Origin of the sequence: Nonomuraea sp. NPDC001636, from assembly GCF_040298265.1 — a bacterium.
Classification (GTDB): Bacteria; Actinomycetota; Actinomycetes; order Streptosporangiales; family Streptosporangiaceae; genus Nonomuraea.
Map to the genome: position 1 here is coordinate 511147 of NZ_JBEOZT010000003.1, position 18335 is coordinate 529481.

General features: G+C 71.4%; 21 protein-coding genes. 11 read left to right on the forward strand and 10 right to left on the reverse strand.

Annotated features, from left to right (window positions below; translation table 11 throughout):
* The first annotated feature begins 357 nt into the window (after positions 1–357).
* Positions 358–1542: a cytochrome P450 gene (locus ABT158_RS09440; protein ID WP_352352289.1), complete on the forward strand. Its 1185-nt coding sequence runs from the start codon at positions 358–360 to the stop codon at positions 1540–1542.
* A 35-nt stretch (positions 1543–1577) separates the two neighbouring features.
* Here the strand turns inward: ABT158_RS09440 and ABT158_RS09445 are convergent, their stop codons facing one another.
* From ABT158_RS09445 to ABT158_RS09455, 3 genes are all read right to left on the reverse strand, one after another.
* Positions 1578–2399, reverse strand: a complete 822-nt coding sequence (locus ABT158_RS09445) for a type IV toxin-antitoxin system AbiEi family antitoxin (protein WP_352352290.1) — start codon at positions 2397–2399, stop codon at positions 1578–1580.
* A 78-nt stretch (positions 2400–2477) separates the two neighbouring features.
* A complete protein-coding gene (locus tag ABT158_RS09450; RefSeq protein WP_352352291.1) occupies positions 2478–2660 on the reverse strand; it encodes a hypothetical protein in 183 nt (60 codons plus the stop codon).
* A 98-nt stretch (positions 2661–2758) separates the two neighbouring features.
* Positions 2759–3622 (reverse strand): LLM class flavin-dependent oxidoreductase, encoded by an 864-nt coding sequence (locus ABT158_RS09455; RefSeq protein ID WP_352352292.1) that lies wholly within the window; start codon positions 3620–3622, stop codon positions 2759–2761.
* A gap of 76 nt (positions 3623–3698) precedes the next feature.
* On the opposite strand from ABT158_RS09455, the gene ABT158_RS09460 reads away from it, so the two are divergent.
* Positions 3699–4190, forward strand: coding sequence for a MarR family winged helix-turn-helix transcriptional regulator (locus ABT158_RS09460; protein ID WP_352352293.1), 492 nt, complete (start codon positions 3699–3701; stop codon positions 4188–4190).
* 10 nt (positions 4191–4200) lie between these two features.
* On the opposite strand, the gene ABT158_RS09465 is transcribed toward ABT158_RS09460, so the two are convergent.
* From ABT158_RS09465 to ABT158_RS09475, 3 genes are all read right to left on the reverse strand, one after another.
* Positions 4201–5037: an SRPBCC family protein gene (locus ABT158_RS09465; protein ID WP_352352294.1), complete on the reverse strand. Its 837-nt coding sequence runs from the start codon at positions 5035–5037 to the stop codon at positions 4201–4203.
* A complete protein-coding gene (locus ABT158_RS09470) occupies positions 5030–5587 on the reverse strand; it encodes a helix-turn-helix domain-containing protein (RefSeq protein WP_352324016.1) in 558 nt (185 codons plus the stop codon). The genes ABT158_RS09465 and ABT158_RS09470 overlap by 8 nt, the downstream gene beginning before the upstream one ends.
* 114 nt (positions 5588–5701) lie before the next feature.
* A complete protein-coding gene (locus ABT158_RS09475) occupies positions 5702–6730 on the reverse strand; it encodes a GDP-mannose 4,6-dehydratase (protein WP_352352295.1) in 1029 nt (342 codons plus the stop codon).
* A 266-nt stretch (positions 6731–6996) separates the two neighbouring features.
* Between ABT158_RS09475 and ABT158_RS09480 the strand changes: the two genes are divergently transcribed.
* From ABT158_RS09480 to ABT158_RS09495, 4 genes are all read left to right on the forward strand, one after another.
* Positions 6997–8268, forward strand: coding sequence for a glycosyltransferase family 4 protein (locus tag ABT158_RS09480; RefSeq protein WP_352352296.1), 1272 nt, complete (start codon positions 6997–6999; stop codon positions 8266–8268).
* 46 nt (positions 8269–8314) lie between these two features.
* Positions 8315–9025 (forward strand): class I SAM-dependent methyltransferase, encoded by a 711-nt coding sequence (locus ABT158_RS09485; RefSeq protein ID WP_352352297.1) that lies wholly within the window; start codon positions 8315–8317, stop codon positions 9023–9025.
* Positions 9022–10077: a prenyltransferase gene (locus ABT158_RS09490; RefSeq protein ID WP_352352298.1), complete on the forward strand. Its 1056-nt coding sequence runs from the start codon at positions 9022–9024 to the stop codon at positions 10075–10077. The genes ABT158_RS09485 and ABT158_RS09490 overlap by 4 nt, the downstream gene beginning before the upstream one ends.
* A gap of 155 nt (positions 10078–10232) precedes the next feature.
* Positions 10233–11201 carry a DUF1702 family protein gene (locus ABT158_RS09495; protein WP_352352299.1) on the forward strand — a complete coding sequence of 323 codons (969 nt, stop codon included), beginning with the start codon at positions 10233–10235 and terminating at the stop codon, positions 11199–11201.
* Here ABT158_RS09495 and ABT158_RS09500 read toward each other — a convergent pair.
* Positions 11198–11827 (reverse strand): class I SAM-dependent methyltransferase, encoded by a 630-nt coding sequence (locus ABT158_RS09500; protein WP_352352352.1) that lies wholly within the window; start codon positions 11825–11827, stop codon positions 11198–11200. The two genes, ABT158_RS09495 and ABT158_RS09500, sit on opposite strands and share 4 nt — an antisense overlap.
* 85 nt (positions 11828–11912) lie before the next feature.
* Here ABT158_RS09500 and ABT158_RS09505 point away from each other — a divergent pair, with 85 nt between their 5' ends.
* The 4 genes from ABT158_RS09505 to ABT158_RS09520 all read left to right on the forward strand — a co-directional run bounded on the left by ABT158_RS09505 (position 11913) and on the right by ABT158_RS09520 (position 14134).
* On the forward strand, positions 11913–12365 hold the full coding sequence (locus ABT158_RS09505) for a pyridoxamine 5'-phosphate oxidase family protein (RefSeq protein WP_352352300.1): 453 nt from the start codon (positions 11913–11915) through the stop codon (positions 12363–12365).
* On the forward strand, positions 12362–12553 hold the full coding sequence (locus ABT158_RS09510; RefSeq protein WP_352324009.1) for a ferredoxin: 192 nt from the start codon (positions 12362–12364) through the stop codon (positions 12551–12553). Before ABT158_RS09505 ends, ABT158_RS09510 begins: the two co-directional genes overlap by 4 nt.
* 22 nt (positions 12554–12575) lie before the next feature.
* Positions 12576–13664, forward strand: coding sequence for a Zn-dependent alcohol dehydrogenase (locus ABT158_RS09515; protein WP_352352301.1), 1089 nt, complete (start codon positions 12576–12578; stop codon positions 13662–13664).
* Positions 13665–13813: 149 nt separating this feature from the next.
* Positions 13814–14134, forward strand: coding sequence for a hypothetical protein (locus tag ABT158_RS09520; RefSeq protein ID WP_352352302.1), 321 nt, complete (start codon positions 13814–13816; stop codon positions 14132–14134).
* 49 nt (positions 14135–14183) lie between these two features.
* Here the strand turns inward: ABT158_RS09520 and ABT158_RS09525 are convergent, their stop codons facing one another.
* The gene (locus ABT158_RS09525) at positions 14184–15407 is read right to left on the reverse strand and encodes an NAD(P)/FAD-dependent oxidoreductase (protein WP_352352303.1); all 1224 of its coding nucleotides are present in this window, start codon (positions 15405–15407) and stop codon (positions 14184–14186) included.
* A gap of 231 nt (positions 15408–15638) precedes the next feature.
* Here ABT158_RS09525 and ABT158_RS09530 point away from each other — a divergent pair, with 231 nt between their 5' ends.
* The gene (locus tag ABT158_RS09530) at positions 15639–16136 is read left to right on the forward strand and encodes a hypothetical protein (RefSeq protein ID WP_352352304.1); all 498 of its coding nucleotides are present in this window, start codon (positions 15639–15641) and stop codon (positions 16134–16136) included.
* 32 nt (positions 16137–16168) lie between these two features.
* Here the strand turns inward: ABT158_RS09530 and ABT158_RS09535 are convergent, their stop codons facing one another.
* Together ABT158_RS09535 and ABT158_RS09540 are read right to left on the reverse strand one after the other, a co-directional pair.
* Entirely contained in the window at positions 16169–17173 is a 1005-nt protein-coding gene (locus tag ABT158_RS09535; RefSeq protein WP_352352305.1) for a sugar phosphate isomerase/epimerase family protein, read from the reverse strand.
* A complete protein-coding gene (locus ABT158_RS09540; RefSeq protein WP_352352306.1) occupies positions 17170–18324 on the reverse strand; it encodes a Gfo/Idh/MocA family protein in 1155 nt (384 codons plus the stop codon). Before ABT158_RS09540 ends, ABT158_RS09535 begins: the two co-directional genes overlap by 4 nt.
* Positions 18325–18335 lie beyond the last annotated feature (11 nt).

Sequence of the window (18335 nt, forward strand, 5' to 3'; positions counted from 1 at the left end):
ACCGGGCTCGGGGACCGGTATCGGGGACCGGTATCGGGGACCGGTATCGGGGACCGGTATCGGGGACCGGTATCGGGGACCGGTATCGGTGGGAGTCGGGTTGGCGGTGGTGAGCGCGGGGGGCGGCACCGCTGGGGTGCTCGGCCCCAGGGCGTGGGTGAAGAAGCGTCGGCGGGGAGGGTTGTCCGCTGCCGGGTTATGGCGGGCGGGGAAGGGGTGTGCGCTGCGGGGTTATGGCGGGGGTGGCTGGCGGGTGGGGATGGTGGCGGGGTGGGGTTACTTGACGGGCGTACAGTGGCGTAATAGAACACGTTTCAGTACGAATAAACCAAGCGCTTGATCAAGAGGTGACCGCGCGTGCATATCGACCTCGTAGACAGGGACCGTTACGCGACTTCCGGCCCACCCCACGAACAGCTCGCCTGGCTCCGCGCCAACTCCCCCGTCCACTGGCACGACGGCGAGCCCGGGTTCTGGGCGGTCACCCGCTACGAGGACGTCGTGCACGTGTCCCGCCACTCCGACCTGTTCTCCTCGGCCAAGAAGCTCGCCCTCTTCGACGAGATGCCCGAGGACCAGATCGCCCTCCAGCGGCTGATGATGCTCAACCAGGACCCGCCCGAGCACACCAGGCGGCGTTCCCTGGTCAACCGCGGCTTCACCCCCCGGACGATCGGTGCCCTCGAACAGCACATCCGCGACATCTGCGACGACCTGCTCGACAAGTGCTCCGGCGAGGTGGACTTCGTCACCGAGGTCTCCGCCCCCCTCCCCCTGTACGTGATCTGCGAGCTGCTCGGCGCTCCCGCGACCGACCGCGACAAGCTGTTCTCCTGGTCGAACCGCATGATCGGCGCCCAGGACCCCGACTACGCGGCGACCCCCGAGGAGGGCTCCGGCGCCGCCATGGAGGTGTACGCCTACGCCAACGAGCTCGCGGCGCAGCGCAGAGCCGCCCCCAAGGACGACATCATCACCAAGCTCCTCCAGCCCGACGACAAGGGCGAAACCCTCGGCGAGGACGAGTTCGACCTGTTCGTCCTGCTGCTGATCGTCGCGGGCAACGAGACCACCCGCAACGCGGCCTCCGGCGGCATGCTCGCCCTCTTCGACCACCCCGACCAGTGGGACCGCCTGGTGGCCGACCCCACGCTGGCCAGGACGGCGGCCGACGAGATCGTCCGGTGGGTGTCGCCGGTCAACCTGTTCCGGCGCACGTCGATGGCGGACCAGGTGCTCGGCGGGCAGCCCATCAAGGACGGCGACAAGGTCGTGGTCTTCTACTCCTCCGCCAACCGGGACGCCTCCGTCTTCCCGGACCCGGAGGTCTTCGACATCGGGCGCACCCCCAACACGCACATCGGGTTCGGCGGCGGCGGCGCGCACTTCTGCCTCGGCAACCACCTCGCCAAGCTGGAACTGCGGGTCCTGTTCGAGCAGCTGGCCAGGCGCCGGCCGCGCATCCGCCAGGCCGGCCCGGCCCGCCGCCTGCGCTCGAACTTCATCAACGGCATCAAGGAGCTGCCGGTCACGATCGCCTGACCTGGCCGAAGCCCTCCGAGCCGCCGGGGACGCCCTCACGAGAACCGCCGGTGCCGGGGTGAGCGAGCGGTTCTGCGGCGGGCCGCGCGGATCTGGCGGAGGACGCGGACCGTGCCCTCCGGGCCGGGTTGCCAGCCGCGCTCGATCAACGCGTCGGCGACGTGCCGGAGGAGGCCGGCGATCTGGCCGGGGATGACGTCGCGGCGTACGGCGATCACCCGCCAGCCCAGCCGCCGCAGCTCCTCGCGGCGGGCCGCGTCACGCCGCCGGTCCGCCGGCGAGGTGTGGTGCTCCTGGCCGTCGTACTCGACCCCCACCTGGTACGGCTCCCACCCCAGGTCGAGGTAGGCGCGCCGGCCGCCGCCCAGGGGCACGGCGAGCTGCGTGGCGGGCCTGGGGAGGCCGCCGTCGACGAGGACGACCCGCAGCCAGCTCTCCCTGGGCGAGGCGGCGCCCTTGTCGGCCAGGCTCAGCGTGTCGCGCAGCCGCCAGGAGTTGAGCGGACGACGCCACAGCGCCTCCATGTCGACGCCCCGCCGCGCGAACTGGTCGAGCGCCGCCACCGCCTCCGGCCGCGGCAACGACCGTGCGCAGTCGAGGGCCGTGCGCGCCATGGTGGTGAGCCGGACGCCCCGGTGGACGGTGACGTCGTCGGCGGGCGGTTCGCCCACGTACGTGACGCAGCCGGGGATCGCCAGGTGAGCGGGCGCGATCACCTCCACCGGCCAGTCGGCCTCGGGGACGGAGAGCACGCTCAGGCCCCAGACGTGTGCGGCCGTCTGCCGGCAGACGACGGCCTGCTGGCAGGACCGGGTGATGCGCTCGGCCCGGCCGAGCAACGAGAGTGCGGCGTTCACAGGGTCCAGGCTGACGGCCTCACCCCGGCCCCCGCAGACCCGAACCGCGTTCTGTGGACAACTCGGCGATCCCCGGGCTCATCGCGGCGGCTCGTCGGTCCAGGCGGCGGTCACCCACACGAAGTGTCCGCCCCACGACAGGCTCCCGTCGTAGATGTCGTGGAAATGGCGATCGTGCACGAGGGTGAACAGCTCGGGGTCGCGCCGGTACCGGGCGGCCAGCTCGGCGTCGGTCAGCTGTTCGCCCGCTTCGGCGATCACGTTGTCGTCTCCGTCATCAGGCTGCCTTCACGAAGTGGTGGACGGTCACCCATGCTTCGCCGCAGGCCCGGATCGCCTTCCCGGCAGGCCCCCGCCGGTCAGGAGGCCGCCGCGCGCAGGGCGGGCAGGACGTCCTCGGCCAGGCGTTCGGCCTGGGCGCGCGGGCCTGGGCCGAGTGGCGTGAAGTTCATCGACGTGAACCCCAGGTCCACGAACGCCGCCAGGCGGTCGGTCACCTCCGCCGCCGAGCCGGCGACCACACCGTCGCCCATGCCGGCGACCACGCCGTCGACCTCTGCGGGGGAACCGATGCGGAAGGTGACGTTGTAGACGCACTCGACGGCACGACCGGCCGACAGGATCCGCTCCCGCATGGCCGCCGCCCGCTCCGGCGGCGCGAACCCCAGGGACGGGATCCAGCCGTCCGCCAGCCGGCCGGTGGCGTCGAGGGCGCGCGGCCCGTACGTGCCCAGCCAGATCGGGATGGGGCTGAGGGGCTTGGGCTCGATGGTGGCCCGATCGGTGTGATAGCGGGAGCCTTCGTAGGTGAAGTCCGACTCCGACCACAGGCCGCGGATGATCTGAACGGCCTCGACCATGCCGTCCACCTTCTCGCGGGGCGTCGGCACGCCGAGCCCGAACGCGCGGAACTCCTCGTCGGAGTAGCCGCCGCCGAGGCCGAGGATCAGCCGGCCGCCGGAGAGCCGGTGCAGCGTCTCGGCCATCTTGGCGACCATCGCGGGCGGCCGGTACGGCACCCCCAGCACCCGCGTCGCCACCCTGATCCGCGAGGTGGCGGCGGCCACCCAGGTCAGCATCGTCCACAGCTCGTACGTGGGCTCGGCCCCGCACGGGTGGTCCGACGCCGAGACGAAGTCGAAGCCCAGCTCCTCGGCCGCGCGGGCGTCGCCCACGGGATCGGCCCCCGGCGCCGCCGACGTCGATATGCCCAGTCCGAACACGACCCGCCTCCTCCACTTTGGTTTACATGTAAACCTAGAGCGGAGGTCGGTTACACGTCAACTAAACTTGCGGGTCATGGAGCCCAACTGGCTGGACGACGCCGAGTTCCGGGCCTGGATCGGCTACCGCAGGATGCGCCTGCTGCTGGACGCCCAGGTCAGCCGCGACCTCGCGAGCGACTCGGGGCTGTCGGCCCCCGACTACGACGTCCTGTCGGCGCTGAGCTCCACGCCCGGCCACCGGTGGCGGCTCACCGCGCTGGCCGACCGCATGCTCTGGTCGAAGAGCCGCCTCTCCCGGCACATCTCGCGGATGGAGCAGCGGGGGCTGGTCACCCGCGAGGGGTTCGAGGGGGACGGGCGCGGGGCCGTGGTCGTGCTGACCGACGGAGGGTTGCGGGCCATCCAGGAGGCGGCGCCCGCCCATGTGGCGTCGGTGCGCAGGCACTTCATCGACCTGCTCTCGCGGGAGCAGATCGAGGTGCTCGCCACGATCGCCGAGACCGTCCTCGACCACCTGCCGGACGGCGGTCAGGACACACCAGGCCGACGCGGCCGACCAGGCTGACCCGGCGCGGTCAGGCGACCCACATCGGACGCCAGTCCGGCACCTCGTGGTAACGCCGCAGCTCCGCCACCCCGGACAACATCCCGCCCCAGGCCGCGTACGGCGGGCGCTCGGCGTCGAAGCCGCTCTGCACGAGCGTCAGCCGCGTCCGGCCGGCGGATCCGGCCAGCTCCCAGGAGCTCACCCCGGCGCCGCCCCAGTCGACGGAGAACCGGCGCTCCGGCTCCAGCTCCAGCACCTTGGCCGGCGACGGGTCGTTCGCGAAACCGCCCATGGCGAACCGGCCGCCGGCGTACGGCTCGATCTCGATCGGCATCCCGAACCACTCGCTCACCTTCTCCGAGTCGACCAGCGACTCGAAGACCTGGGCGGGCGGCGCGTCGATGGTGACCTCGGCGCGCAGCTCGCGCGCGGTGAAGTCGGCGCGCGGGGTGAGCGGGCGGCCCTCGACGTGCTCGGCCAGGCTGGCCAGCACCTGGAACCAGTACGTCTGCAGCACGCCCCGGATGCTGGCGCCGGTGACGACGTCCTGGAAGTCGAAGTGCGACTGCGTCACCGAGACGATCGTCGCCGAGTCGCCGTCCTCCTCGACCGCGAGTTCGGCGGTCGTCTCGACGCCGTCCAGCAGCCAGGCGAACCGCACGCCGCGCTCGTCGGCCGACAGGACCCGCTGGTGCGGCGCGTCGCCCTCCGGCGTCGTACGGCCCCAGAACTCGAACCGGTCCGGCAGGTCCACCTCGACGTGCTCGGCCAGCCAGACCCGGGCCGCGGCCGGATCGGTGAGCGCGTGCCACACCTCCTTGACCGGCGCCTGGACGCGGACCTTCGCGATCATCGGCTCACTCATGCTCTTCTCCCTTGGGGTAACAGGCGACGGCGAGCTTGAAGGCGTCACCCTCTGCGCCGCCGTAACGAGTGAAAAGCTCCTGCAGCATGCCCTGCAGGTCGTTCAGGAACTGCTGGCGGCTCTCCGGACGTACGTGGATCTCTCCGGACAGGCCGATGGACGGCAGCTCGGGCGCGTCCCGGTCGAGCGCGGCGATGTCGGCCTGGACCTCCTCCATGAGGTCGAGCAGGTAGCCCAGGCTCAGCTCGTCGCGCGCCTTACGCAGCCCGATCCGGCCCACCAGCCGCGGCGACAACCAGTACGACCGGGCCCCGGCCTGGTAGATGCCCTCGTGGACGCCGCGCACCTTACGCTCGGACACCAGCTCCACGAGACCGGCCTCGACCAGCCGTTTGACGTGGTAGTAGACCCGCTGCGGCGTCTGTCCGAGGCGTTCGGCGACCTCCGAGCACGTACGCGGCTCGGCCAGCTGCCTCAGCACCTCGACCCGTTGCGGCTTGAGCAGCGCCTCGGCCTGCTCGATCTGTTCCAGATACAGGACATCTCTCATCGCAAAAACAATCTTTTACGTAAAAATCCTCTTTGTCAATGAGACAGACCAAGAACAGCCGTGAGCAGCGAAAAGGCCCGCACCGGACGGGGCGGGCCAAGGAGGGAACCGGCTCTAGGGCCAGGAGCTGTCCTGGTCGGGGTCGCCGCCGGCGGACAGCAGGCGCAGGTCGCTCTCGACCATCATCGCGACCAGCTCGTCGAACGACACCCGCGGCTCCCACCCCAGCTGCGCCCGCGCCTTCTTCGGGTCGGCGCACAGCAGGTCCACCTCCGCCGGGCGGTGCAGCCCCTGGTCGACCACCACGTGCCGCTCCCAGTCCAGCCCCGCGGCCGTGAAGGCGGCCTCCACCAGCTCCCGCACCGACTTCATCCGCCCGGTGCCGATCACGTAGTCCTCGGGGTTGGCGGCCTGGAGCATCAGGTGCATCGCCTTGACGTAGTCGCCCGCGTAGCCCCAGTCGCGGCGCGCCTCCAGGTTGCCCAGCCGCAGCTCCGTGGCCAGGCCGAGCTTGATCCGGGCCACCCCGAGGGTGACCTTCCTGGTCACGAACTCCGCGCCGCGCCGCGGCGACTCGTGGTTGAACAGGATGCCCGACACCGCGTACATCCCGTACGACTCGCGGTAGTTCTGCGTGAGGAAGTGCCCGTACGCCTTGGCCACCCCGTACGGCGAGCGCGGATGGAAGGCGGTGCGCTCGTTCTGCGGGGTCTCGGTGACCTGCCCGAACATCTCCGAGGACGAGGCCTGGTAGAAGCGGATCTGCCCCGGGGACGACGATCCCCCGCCCCGCGACACGCCCGAACACACCCGGATGGCCTCAAGCATCCGCAGGACGCCCATACCGGTCACCTCGGCGGTCAGCTCGGCCTGCTCCCACGACATGGGCACGAACGAGATCGCCCCCAGGTTGTACACCTCGTCAGGCTGAACGCGTTCCACCGCGGAGATCAGCGACCCCTGGTCCAGCAGGTCGCCCCGCACCACCTGGACGTCGGCCAGCAGCTTGCGCATGCGCGAGACGCGCGGGTTCGCCTGCCCGCGGGCCAGCCCCCACACCTCGTACCCCTGGTCGAGCAGGTGCTCGGCCAAGTAGGAACCGTCCTGGCCGGTGATGCCGGTGATCAGAGCGCGCCTGGCCAAGGGGTCCTCCAACTATCACGTAGGTACGGTGGCCCGCACCGCGTCCCTTTGGGACGGGAATGTACAGCTAAGCGCCTGGACGCAGCACCAAAGCCAACTAGAACCTGTTCCACCGAACCACGCTCGGTTACCTTAATGTCGCAGTTCGCACGGCCTGTGGAGACTGTTGTGAACAATTCCAGGTGACCTACCGAATGGTAGCCTTCTCGGACTAAGGTCATCTTTCACGGTACACGCCCGCCTCTTGGGGCCTTACCGCAGAAAACATGGGCCTACCGGCGGAGAAAGGGGTGTCCGTGAGCGAGGCGCTGCGGATCGCGCTGCTGTCCTATCGCAGCAAGCCCACCTGCGGCGGGCAGGGCGTCTACCTCCGGCACCTGAGCCGTGAGCTGGTCGCGCTCGGCCACCACGTCGAGGTGTTCTCCGGACCGCCCTACCCCGAGCTGGACGAGGGCGTCGTCCTGCGCGAGGTGCCCAGCCTCGACCTCTACCGGGACGAGGACCCGTTCAGGACCCCCAAGCTGGCCGAGTACCGCGACTGGATCGACCTCCTGGAGGTCGGCACCATGTGGACGGCCGGCTTCCCCGAGCCGCTCACCTTCACCCTGCGCGCCTACCGCGAGCTGAAGAAGCGCGTCGGCGACTTCGACGTCGTCCAGGACAACCAGACCCTCGGCTACGGCCTGCTCGGAATCCAGAAGCTGTTCCCCGTGGTCGGGACGATCCACCACCCGATCAGCGTCGACCGGCGGATCGAGCTGGAGGCGGCCACGGGCTACAAGAAGCTCACCATGCGCCGCTGGTACGGGTTCGTGAAGATGCAGTCCCGCGTCGCCCCCAGGCTCAGCCCGATCCTCACCGTCAGCGAGTCGTCGCTGGCCGACATCCACCGGGACTTCAACGTCCCGCAGGCCAACATGCGGCTGATCCCGCTCGGCGTGGACACCCGCTACTTCCACCCGCGCCCGGACAAGCCCCGCCGCAAGGGCTCGATCGTCGCGGTGGCCAGCGCGGACTCGCCGATGAAGGGCGTGGCCACGCTGCTGCGCGCGGTCGCCAAGCTCGCCACCGAACGCGACGTGAACCTGACCGTGGTCAGCAAGCCGACCCCCGGCGGCCCGACCGAGCGGCTCGTCCAGGAGCTGTCGCTGCAGGACCGCGTGCGCTTCGTGCACGGCATCTCCGACGACGAGCTGGGCGAGCTGATCGCCACCTCCGAGATCTCCGTGGTCCCCTCGCTGTACGAGGGCTTCTCGCTGCCCGCCGTCGAGCACATGGCCTGCGGCACGCCCCTGGTGGCCAGCCGTACGGGCGCGCTGCCCGAGGTCGTGGGCGACGCGGCCGTCCAGGTCCCGCCGGGCGACGCCGAGGAGCTGGCGGCCGTGCTGCGCCGCCTGCACGACTCCCCCGAGGAGCGCGAGCGGGTGGGCAAGGCCGGCTACGACCGGGTCATGGAGCGCTACACCTGGCACGTCGTCGCCAAGCGGACGGTCGAGGCGTACCGCGAGGCGATGGCGGCGCACAAGGCCCGCCGCTGACCCCCGAACGCAAAGCCCCAAGAGCTGATCAAGGAGAAGCGACAAAGTGCTGACCGTGGACTTCGACCGGCTCCCCGTGGGCCCCGGCGTGCGCGTGCTCGACCTGGGCTGCGGCGGCGGCAGGCACGCCTTCGAGGTGCTGCGCCAGGGCGCCGACGTCGTCGCCTTCGACATGGACCAGGCCGAGCTGGACAACGTGGCGGCCATGTTCGTGGCGATGGACAAGGCGGGCGAGGTGCCGCTGGGCGCGACCGGCGAGACCGTCCAGGGCACGGCGCTGGACATGCCGTTCGAGGACGGCGGCTTCGACCGGGTCATCGCGGCCGAGGTGCTGGAGCACATCCCCGACGACATGGCCGCCATGCGGGAGATCTTCCGCGTGCTCAAGCCGGGCGGCACCGCGGCGATCACCGTGCCGAGCTTCCTGCCCGAGCGCATCTGCTGGGCCCTGGACGAGGACTACCACACCGCCCCCGGCGGCCACGTGCGGATCTACACGCTGGCCGAGCTGTCGGCCAAGCTCAAGTCAGTCGGCTTCGAGATCGGCCCGCACCACCACGCCCACGGCCTGCACGCGCCCTACTGGTGGATCAAGTGCGCGGTGGGCGTCAACAACGACGACCACCCGGTCGCCAAGGCGTACCACGAGCTGCTGGTGTGGGACATCATGAAGCGCCCGGCCGCCACCAGGATCGCCGAGGCGCTGCTCAACCCGCTCATCGGCAAGAGCGTGGTCCTCTACGTCAAGAAGCCATGATCTCCCGCGAGGAGGTCGTCCGCACGGCCCTCAGCATCGCGGCCATTCAAACGGACGACGGCGGCGTGCCCTGGCCCGAGGGGCACGTGGACGCGTGGAACCACGTCGAGTGCCTGATGGGCATGGCCGTGGCCGGGCTGACCGAGCCGGTGCGGCGCGGCTGGGAGTGGCTGGCCCGCCACCAGCGCCCCGACGGCTCCTGGCCGATGAAGCTGCTGGACGGCGTGGCCACCGAGGCGGGCGGCGAGTCCAACCACGCCGCCTACGTCGCCGCCGGCGTCTGGCACCACCTTCTCGTCACCGGCGACCGCGAGCACGCCGAGCGCCACTGGCCCATGGTCAAGGCCGCGCTCGACTACGTGGTGGGCCTGCAGACCGAGCGGGGCGAGATCGTCTGGGAGCGGGACGCCCACGGCCGGGCGGCGGCGTACGCGCTGCTGACCGGGTGCTCCTCGATCCACCAGGGCCTGCGCTGCGGCGTGCTGCTCGCCGACCACCTGGGCGACCCGCAGCCGCACTGGGAGCTGGCCGCCGACCGGCTGGCCCACGTGTTGTCGGCGCACCCGGAGGCGTTCGCCGACAAGAGCCGGTTCTCGATGGACTGGTACTACCCGGTGCTGGGCGGCGCGGTGCGCGGGCGGCAGGCGGTCGAGCTGCTGGAGCGCGAGTGGTCCACGTTCGTGGTGCCGGGGCTCGGCATCCGGTGCGTGTCCGACCAGCCGTGGGTGACCGGGGCCGAGACGTGCGAGCTGGTGCTGGCCCTGGACGCCATGGGCGACCGTACGCGGGCCGCCGCGCTCTTCGCCGACGTGCAGCACCTGCGCCACGAGGACGGCTCGTACTGGACCGGCTGGCAGTTCGTCAACCGCAAGCACTTCCCGCACGAGCGCTCCGGCTACACCGCGGCCGCAGCCATCCTCGCCGCGGACGCGTTGCAGCGCCTGTCCCCCGGTTCCGGGCTGTTCCGCGACATCGCGGGCACGTCGGTGTCGGATCCGGAGGCGTGCGGGTGCGTGGAGCGTCAGTCGTTCCGGTCGGCGCCTCCCGGCTGATCCCGCACGGCGTCGGCGCAAGGGCTTTTGCGGGTTCTTTGCCGGGGACATCCGGTGCGCCGCCGGTGAACGGCGCAATGGGGTTACTAGCTTCGTGTCTGGCCGTAGGAGGCGTCTTCGGGGGAAGCGTGGGCGACACGGGCACAACAGCGTTCTTGGACCAGGTCAGGATCGAGCCGACACTGTCCCCGGCGAGGGGGCTGCGGAGGTTTCTGGCCAAGGATCCTTCGGAGTCCGATCTGGGCCGGCGCAGGTTCCGGCTGCGCCCCGGCGCTCCCCGGACGGTCTTCACGGATTCCGAGCAGTCGTACGTGTTCGGCTTCAACGCGGTCATGTCGCGGGAAGTCGAGAAGATCGAAGACCTCTCACCCGAGCAGCGGCCGTTCGGCCACGAGGGCGCGGCGGCCGCCTGCACCGTGCTCGACCTGCTCACCTTGACCCGGGGCCGGCGCCTTCACGAGCTACTGGCCGGCCCCGCCCAGCATCACCGCCACGCCGCGTACGTCGGCGCCGGACGCGGCTACGCGCTGCTGCGGCTGCGTCCGGTCTGGGGCGCGCGGCGGGCGCACCCGCTGATGCGCTGGCTGGCCGTGGACGGGTTCGGCTTCCAGTGGAGCCTGTCGCGCGCGGACCGCATGGTGGGCCGCAGGAGCATGCCGGACCTGCTCACCCGCGCCCACTGCGCGGTCTTCGACCAGGGCCTCGGCCGGCTGCTGTGGTACCACGACTGCGCCTCGCCGGACGACGTCGGCGCGCGCATCGCGGCCTTCCCGGCGAGCCGGCGGGCCGACCTGTGGAGCGGCGTGGGGTTCGCGGCCACGTACACGGGCGGCGCCGACAGCGACGAGCTGTGGTGGCTGACCGAGCACGCCGGCGCCGACGGCTTCCGCGCCCACCTGGCCCAGGGCTGCGCCTTCGCGGTCGCGGCGCGGCTGCGGTCGGGGGCGCTGCCGGACCACGCGCGGCTGGCCGTGCCGATCCTGGCCGACGCCGCGCCCGACGAGGCGGCCGCCTGGACCGACCAGGCGCTGCTGGCCCTCGGCCACGACGCCCACACCCACGAGGACTTCCAGCGCTGGCAGGCCCACACCCGCCGGTCGTGGAACCGCCGCCACCGGCGCTAGACGCCCCGGCCGACGCGTTCGAGCACGCGCAGCGAGCCCTCGGCCGACACCTCGCGGAAGGCGCCCGACTCAAGGGCGCGCAGGTAGACCCGGTACGGCGCCTGCCCGCCGTCGGCCGGGTCGGGATAGATGTCGTGGAAGACCAGCGCGCCGCCCTCCATGACGTGCGGCGCCCAGCCCTCGTAGTCGCGGGTCACCGGCTCCTCGGAGTGGCCGCCGTCGATGAAGAGCAGGCCGAGCGGCGTGTTCCACAACGCGGCCACCCGGTCGGACCGCCCGACGACGGCGATCACCTCCTCCTCCAGCCCGGCGGCGGCGACGGCGGCGCGGAAGAAGGGCAGGGAGTCCATCCGCCCGAAGCGCGGGTCCATCAGGGCCGGGTCGTGGTGGGCCCAGCCGGGCTGGATCTCCTCCGAGCCCCGGTGGTGGTCGACGGTGACGACCACCGAGCCGGTGTGCCGGGCCGCCGCGCCGAGGTAGATCGCCGACTTGCCGCAGTAGGTGCCGATCTCGCAGAGCGGCCCCAGGCCGCCGTACCGGCAGGCCGCCTCGAACAGGGCCAGACCCTCCTTCGGCGGCATGAAACCCTTGGCGTGCTCCGCTGCCTGCAGCAGCTCCGGCGGCATCGTCATAGGCATGCACCCTAGCCGAACCGAACAACATTCCAGCGACCTCTTGCCGTGCTTCTTTGCAACCTGTTCTACTTGGCACGTGAATCAGCGCGCTCGCATCGCGATGTCCGACGACGAGGTCACGGCGTTCCTGGAGGGTTCGCGCAAGGTCCAGCTCGCGACCATCAACCCCGACGGGACACCCCACCTGGTGACCATGTTCTACGGGCTGGACGAGGGCCGCATCGCCTTCTGGACGTACGGCAAGGCGCAGAAGGCCCGCAACCTGTCCCGCGACCCGCGGGTGAGCTGCCTGGTCGAGGCGGGCGACGACTACGACCAGCTCCGCGGCGTCCTGGTGTACGGCGTGGCCGAGCAGGTGGACGACCGGGACCGGGTGCTCGCCATCGGCATGACGATCGCGCGCAGGATGACGCCGGGCGTGCCGGACGACCTGCTCACCCCCTACGTCGAGCAGACCGGCAGAAAACGCATCGCCTACGTCGTCGAGCGCACCAAAGTGGTCTCATGGGATCACAGGAGGCTCACATGAAGGTCAAGGTCGATGAACTGGTCTGCGAGGCCAACGCCGTGTGCATGGGGCTCGCGCCCGAGGTCTTCGAGGTGGACGACGACGACCAGCTGCACATCCTGCTCCCCGAACCACCCCCCGAGATGCAGGACCGCGTCCGCAGCGCGGTCAGGTCCTGCCCGAAAGCCGCCCTGTCGCTAGAGGACTAGCCGTAGCCGGAGGAGAAACCCCATGCGCGCCGCGATCCTGCACGCCGTAGGCAACGACAAGCTGGACATCCGCGACGACATCACCCTGGCCCCCGTCGGGCCGACCGATGTCCGCGTACGGATCAGAGCCACGGGCGTGTGCCACTCGGACCTGTCGGCCATGTCCGGCGTGCTTCCGCAGCCGGTGCCGCTGATCCCGGGCCACGAGGGCGCGGGCGAGGTGGTCGAGGTGGGCGAGCACGTCACGTCGGTCGCGCCGGGCGACCACGTCGTGATCAGCTGGCGCCCGGCCTGCCAGTCCTGCGACCTGTGCGTGGGCGGGCAGCCGTACATGTGCATGAAGTACGTCATCGAGTCCTTCAGCAAGGGCAACTTCCGCTTCGGCGGCGACAACGCGACGGCGTTCGGCATGGCGGGCTGCGGCACCTGGGCCGAGGAGGTCATCGTGCCCTGGCAGGGCGCGATCAAGATCGACGACGACGTGTCGTGGGAGGCGGCGGCGCTGATCGGCTGCGGCATCACGACCGGCGTGGGCGCCGCGATCAACACCGCCAAGGTGCGTCCCGGCTCCACGGTCGTGGTGATCGGCTGCGGCGGCGTCGGCCTGTCGGTCATCCAGGGCGCCCGCGTCTCCGGCGCCAGGACGATCCTCGCCGTCGACCCCCTGGAGTCCAAGCACGCCCTGGCCAAGAAGGTCGGCGCGACGCACGCGATCACGCCCGAGCAGGTCCCCGAGGCCCTGAACGAGCTGACCGGCGGCAGCGGCTTCGACTACGGCTTCGAGGTCGTCGGCAAGGCGGCGACCATCCAGAGCGCCTGGCAGCTCACCCGGGCGGGCGGCGACGTCATCGTGGTGGGCGCCGGCGCGGTGGACGACATGGTCTCCATCTCCGCCTTCAGCCTGCTGTTCGAGGGCAAGAAGCTGCTGTCCAGCCTGTACGGCGAGGCCGACGTGCGGCACGACTTCCCCTACTTCGCCAAGCTCCACAAGGCGGGACAGCTCGACCTGGAGTCGCTGATCAGCGCCCGCATCCGGCTCGGCGACCTGAACGACGCCGTCGCGGCCCTGCGCGGCGGCGAGGTGCTCCGCCAGATCGTCATCATGGACTGACCCCGGCCTCGGGGCCGGAGACCAGGCTTTCGCTCTCCGGCCCCGGGCAGGTCGGGCCGTGATCGGCCGAACCGGTCGCACCCATTGCTAAGGAAAGTTTCCTAACGGATACTCCGGGGTGAGTGCCCACCACCCCCCAAGGAGTATCCATGCTTCGTCGCGGCCTCGCCCTGCTCTCCCTCGCCGTCGCCGGCCTGCTCGCCCTCGCCGCGCCCGCCCAGGCGGCCGTCGTGGACGTGACCTTCGGGCCGCTCTCGATCGGCGACTACTGTCACGCCAAGGTCAGCTCGTCCTCGTGGATCGGCTTCTACGAGTCCGGCGGCCTGCGCTGCTACACCGGCGGCCCCGGCCCGATGACGTACGCGGGCTCCGGTGACCCGTACCTGGCCTGCAAGTTCCTCACCACGGACGTGGTGATGTCCGCGCTGCGCGGCACCTCCGACGCCCTGGTCTGCCGCGTCGTGCGCTGACCCTCCTCCGGTGCGGCACGGGACGGACCGTCCCGTGCCGCTCCCGGCGTCAGGAGGGCAGGAGCTGGTCGAGCGGGGTGCCGGGGTCGGCGAGCGCGGCCCGGTCCACCGGCTTGCGGGACCGGATGAGGGCCTGGGTGTGGTCGGTGACGTCCCAGATGTTGACGTTCATCGCGGCCAGCACCCTGTCCTGCTCGTCCAGCCAGAAGGCGATGAACTCGCGGGCGTCCAGGTCGCCGCGGACCACGACGTCGGGCGTGCGGCCGGGCGGGACGTGGCCGACGTACTCCATGCCCAGGTCGTACTGGTCGGTAAAGAAGTAGGGCAGGTTGTCGTAGTCGCCGGCCCGGCCGAGCATCGCGCGGGCGGCGGTGGCGGGCTGGTTGAGCGCGTTCGCCCAGTGCTCGACCCGGACGTGGTGGCCCAGCAGCGGGTGGTAGGCGTTGGCGATGTCGCCGGCCGCGAAGATGTCGGGGTCGGAGGTGCGCAGGTCGGCCCCCACCTTGACGCCGTCCTCGACGGTCAGCCCGGCGGCCCGCGCGAGGTCGGTGTCCGGCTCGGCGCCCACGCCGGCCACGACGACGTCCGCCTCGACGTGGGCGCCGTCGGCGAGCAGGACCCCGGAGCCGGTGATCTCGGCGGGACGGGCGTCGAAGAGGAAGCGCACGCCGTGCTCGCGGTGCAGCGCGGTGAACACCTGGGCGACGTGCGGCCCCAGCACGCGCAGCAGCGGCGCGGACGCCGTCTCGATCACGGTGACCTCGGCCCCCGCGGCGCGGGCGGCGGCGGCCACCTCCAGGCCGATCCAGCCGGCCCCGAGGATCGCGACGCGGCCGGCGCCGGCCAGGGTGGCGCGCAGGCGTTCGCTGTCGTCGACGGTACGCAGGTACAGCACCTCGGGCCGGTCGGCGCCGGGGATGTCCGGGCGGCGCGGACGGGAGCCGGTGGCCAGCAGCAGCCGGTCGTAGCCGAGCTGCTCGCCGTCGCTCAGGGTGACCCGGTGGCCGGCCGGGTCGATGCCGGTGACCTCGACGCCCAGCCGCAGCTCGACGTCGTGCTCGTCGTACCAGGAACGGTCGTGGACGAAGATCTTGTCGCGTTCGCCGGCGCCCTGGAGGTAGTCCTTGGACAGCGGCGGCCGCTCGTACGGCAGGTGCGTCTCCCTGCCGACCAGCACGAGCCGGCCGTCGAAGCCCTCGCCGCGCAGGGCCTCTGCGGCCTTGGCCGCGGCGAGGCCGCCGCCGGCGATCACGATGGTCGCGGGTGCAGGCATGGTCGGATCTCCTCTGTCTGTCCTGTTCCTGGGCGAACGGCGAGATGATCGCGGCGCACGCGATCTCCACGATCCTCCTTGTTTCCAGATGAGCCGTTCGTATGTCAGAAGACGGGGTCCGAAGGCGGCCTGACCGGTTACGGCAAGGGTTTCCCATACGCCCGGCCACCGCCCGCCGGGCGCTCTACCGTGGGATCGCCGGAGCGGTGACGTGACAGGGGAAGGCGTCCGATGATCGCAGCCATCGCCAGGGTCCAGGGCCTGCCAGCGGCGCTCGCGCCGGGCGCGTACGGGGCCGCGGTGCTGACGCTGACCTGGCTCACCCAGGACGGCCGCCTGGGCGACGGCCTGTACGGCGACCTGGCCATGGTCGTCATGGCCTTCCCGCTCTACCTCGCCGCCGGCCCGCTGAACGGCGCGCTCCGCGCCCACGCGCCGGGGCCCGCCCACGTCTGGGACTTCGTCCTCATGGCCTGGCCGGGGATCGTCCTGGCGATCCTGCTGGCGTCGCTGCGCGCCCGCGTGGCCGGGCGGGCGCTCGGGTGGCTCGCGGCGGCGGCCGTGACCCTGGTGGGGGTGGCGACCACGTTCGACGGCTGGGCGCCACGACGGCCGTACGGCTGGCCGTTCCTCGTCTGCGGGCTCATCATGATCGTCGGGCTGATGACCGCGCGCCGGCCCGCCCCGGACGTCCGGCACGGGCCGGACGCGCGATCGCCCGGCCCGTGACCCTAGATGGCCCTACATGGTCCTACGTGGTCCTACGTGGTGGAGAAGGCCGCGTCGAAGGCCGTGGCGGGCGGCGTGATGGAGTTCAGCCGCCGGATGTACCCCAGCGCCTCCCGGGCGCCGTCCAGCCGGTCCATCCCCGCGTCCTCCCACTCGATCGAGATCGGCCCGTCGTACCCGATCGAGTTGAGCGCCCGGAAGCAGTCCTCCCACGGCACGTCACCGCGCCCGGTGGAGACGAAGTCCCATCCCCGCCGCATGTCCGCCCAGGGCAGGTGCGACGACAGCCGCCCCTTGCGCCCGTCACCGACCCGGACCCGGGTGTCCTTGCAGTCGACGTGGTAGATCCGGTCCTTGAAGTCGAGGATGAACGCCACCGGGTCGAGGTCCTGCCACACCATGTGCGACGGGTCCCAGTTCAGCCCGAACGCCGGACGATGCCCGATCGCCTCCAGCGTCCGCTGCGTCGTGTAGTAGTCGTAGGCGATCTCGCTCGGGTGGATCTCGTGCGCGAAGCGCACCCCCACCTCGTCGAACACGTCGAGGATCGGGTTCCAGCGGTCGGCGAAGTCCTGGTAGCCGGCCTCCACCATCGACGCCGGCACCGGCGGGAACATGGCCACGGTGTGCCAGATCGACGACCCGGTGAACCCCACCACCGTGTCCACGCCGAGCGCCGCCGCCGCCCGCGCGGTGTCCTTCATGTCCTCGGCCGCGGCCCGCCGCACCGACTCCGGATCGCCCGAGCCCCAGATGCGGGCCGGCAGGATCGCCTTGTGCCGCTCGTCGATCGGATGGTCGCAGACGGCCTGGCCGACGAGGTGGTTGGAGATCGTCCACACCTTCAGGCCGTGCTTGTCGAGCTGGGCGCGCTTCTGCTCCACGTACGACGGGTCCGCCACCGCCTGCGCCACGTCGAAGTGGTCACCCGAGCAGGCGATCTCCAGGCCGTCGTAGCCCCATTCGGCCGCCAGCCTGCACACCTCCTCGAACGGCAGGTCCGCCCACTGCCCGGTGAACAGCGTTACTGGTCTCATCGATCCTCCACAGGGGTGTACCGGCTGCCGTCGGCCGCGCTCGCCTCCACCGCCGCCAGCACGCGCTGCACCCGCAGCCCGTCGGCGAACGACGGCGAAGGGTCGGTGCCGGCCGCGACGGCCTCCAGGAAGTCCTTGATCTCGTGGGTGAAGGTGTGCTCGTAGCCGAGCCCGTGCCCCGGCGGCCACCACGCCCCCACGTAGGGATGGTCGGGCTCGGTCACCAGGATCCGCTCGAACCCGCCCCCGCCCTCGCTGAACCACAGCTCGTTCATGGACTCGAAGTCGAACGCCAGGCTGCCGAGCTGCCCGTTGACCTCGATGCGCATCGCGTTCTTGCGCCCGGTCGCGAACCTGGTGGCCTCGAAGGAGGCCAGCGCGCCGCCCGACATCCGGCCGATGAACAGCGCGGCGTCGTCGACGGTGACCGTCCCCCTCTCCTCCGTACGGGACCCGCCCAGCCCCGCCGACTCCCCCGCCAGCGGACGCTCCTTGACGAACGTCTCGGTCAGCCCCGACACGCCCACCACGCGCTGGCCGGTGACGAACTCGGCGGCGTCCACGATGTGCGAGCCGATGTCGCCGAGCGCCCCGGCGCCCGCCTTGTCCTTCTGCAACCGCCACACCAGCGGGAACTCCGGGTCCACGATCCAGTCCTGGAGGTACTGGGCGCGTACGTGCCGGATCTCGCCGAGCCTGCCCTCCTCGACGTACCGGCGGGCCAGGGCGACCGCCGGGACCCGCCGGTAGTTGAAGGCCACCATGCTCCTGCCCGGCGCCGCGGCCGCCGCCGCGACCATGGCCTCGGCCTCGGCGACGGTGTTGGCCAGCGGTTTCTCACAGATCACGTGCTTGCCGGCGCGCAACGCGGCGATCGCGATCTCGGCGTGCGAGTCGCCCGGCGTGCAGATGTCGACGATCTGCACGTCGTCCCGCCGGACGAGCTCCCGCCAGTCCGTCTCGACGTCGGCCCAGCCGAGCCGGGCCGCCGCGGCGGCGGTCTGCTCCTTCGACCGGCCCGCCAGCACCGCCATGCGCGGCGCGAGCGGCAGGTCGAAGAACGCGCCGACGCTCCGCCAGGCCTGGGAGTGGACGCGGCCCATGAACGCGTAGCCGATCATGCCCACGCCGATGGTGGTCTTGTCTGACATGCAACCCCCGA

Coding starts and splice junctions, on each gene's coding strand:
- ABT158_RS09460 (WP_352352293.1), top strand. CDS start 3,699: ATGGAGCCCAACTGGCTGGACGACGCCGAGTTCCGGGCCTGGATCGGC.
- ABT158_RS09465 (WP_352352294.1), bottom strand. CDS start 5,037: ATGAGTGAGCCGATGATCGCGAAGGTCCGCGTCCAGGCGCCGGTCAAG.
- ABT158_RS09470 (WP_352324016.1), bottom strand. CDS start 5,587: ATGAGAGATGTCCTGTATCTGGAACAGATCGAGCAGGCCGAGGCGCTG.
- ABT158_RS09480 (WP_352352296.1), top strand. CDS start 6,997: ATGGGCCTACCGGCGGAGAAAGGGGTGTCCGTGAGCGAGGCGCTGCGG.
- ABT158_RS09490 (WP_352352298.1), top strand. CDS start 9,022: ATGATCTCCCGCGAGGAGGTCGTCCGCACGGCCCTCAGCATCGCGGCC.
- ABT158_RS09500 (WP_352352352.1), bottom strand. CDS start 11,827: ATGCCGCCGGAGCTGCTGCAGGCAGCGGAGCACGCCAAGGGTTTCATG.
- ABT158_RS09510 (WP_352324009.1), top strand. CDS start 12,362: ATGAAGGTCAAGGTCGATGAACTGGTCTGCGAGGCCAACGCCGTGTGC.
- ABT158_RS09515 (WP_352352301.1), top strand. CDS start 12,576: ATGCGCGCCGCGATCCTGCACGCCGTAGGCAACGACAAGCTGGACATC.
- ABT158_RS09520 (WP_352352302.1), top strand. CDS start 13,814: ATGCTTCGTCGCGGCCTCGCCCTGCTCTCCCTCGCCGTCGCCGGCCTG.
- ABT158_RS09525 (WP_352352303.1), bottom strand. CDS start 15,407: ATGCCTGCACCCGCGACCATCGTGATCGCCGGCGGCGGCCTCGCCGCG.
- ABT158_RS09530 (WP_352352304.1), top strand. CDS start 15,639: ATGATCGCAGCCATCGCCAGGGTCCAGGGCCTGCCAGCGGCGCTCGCG.
- ABT158_RS09535 (WP_352352305.1), bottom strand. CDS start 17,173: ATGAGACCAGTAACGCTGTTCACCGGGCAGTGGGCGGACCTGCCGTTC.
- ABT158_RS09540 (WP_352352306.1), bottom strand. CDS start 18,324: ATGTCAGACAAGACCACCATCGGCGTGGGCATGATCGGCTACGCGTTC.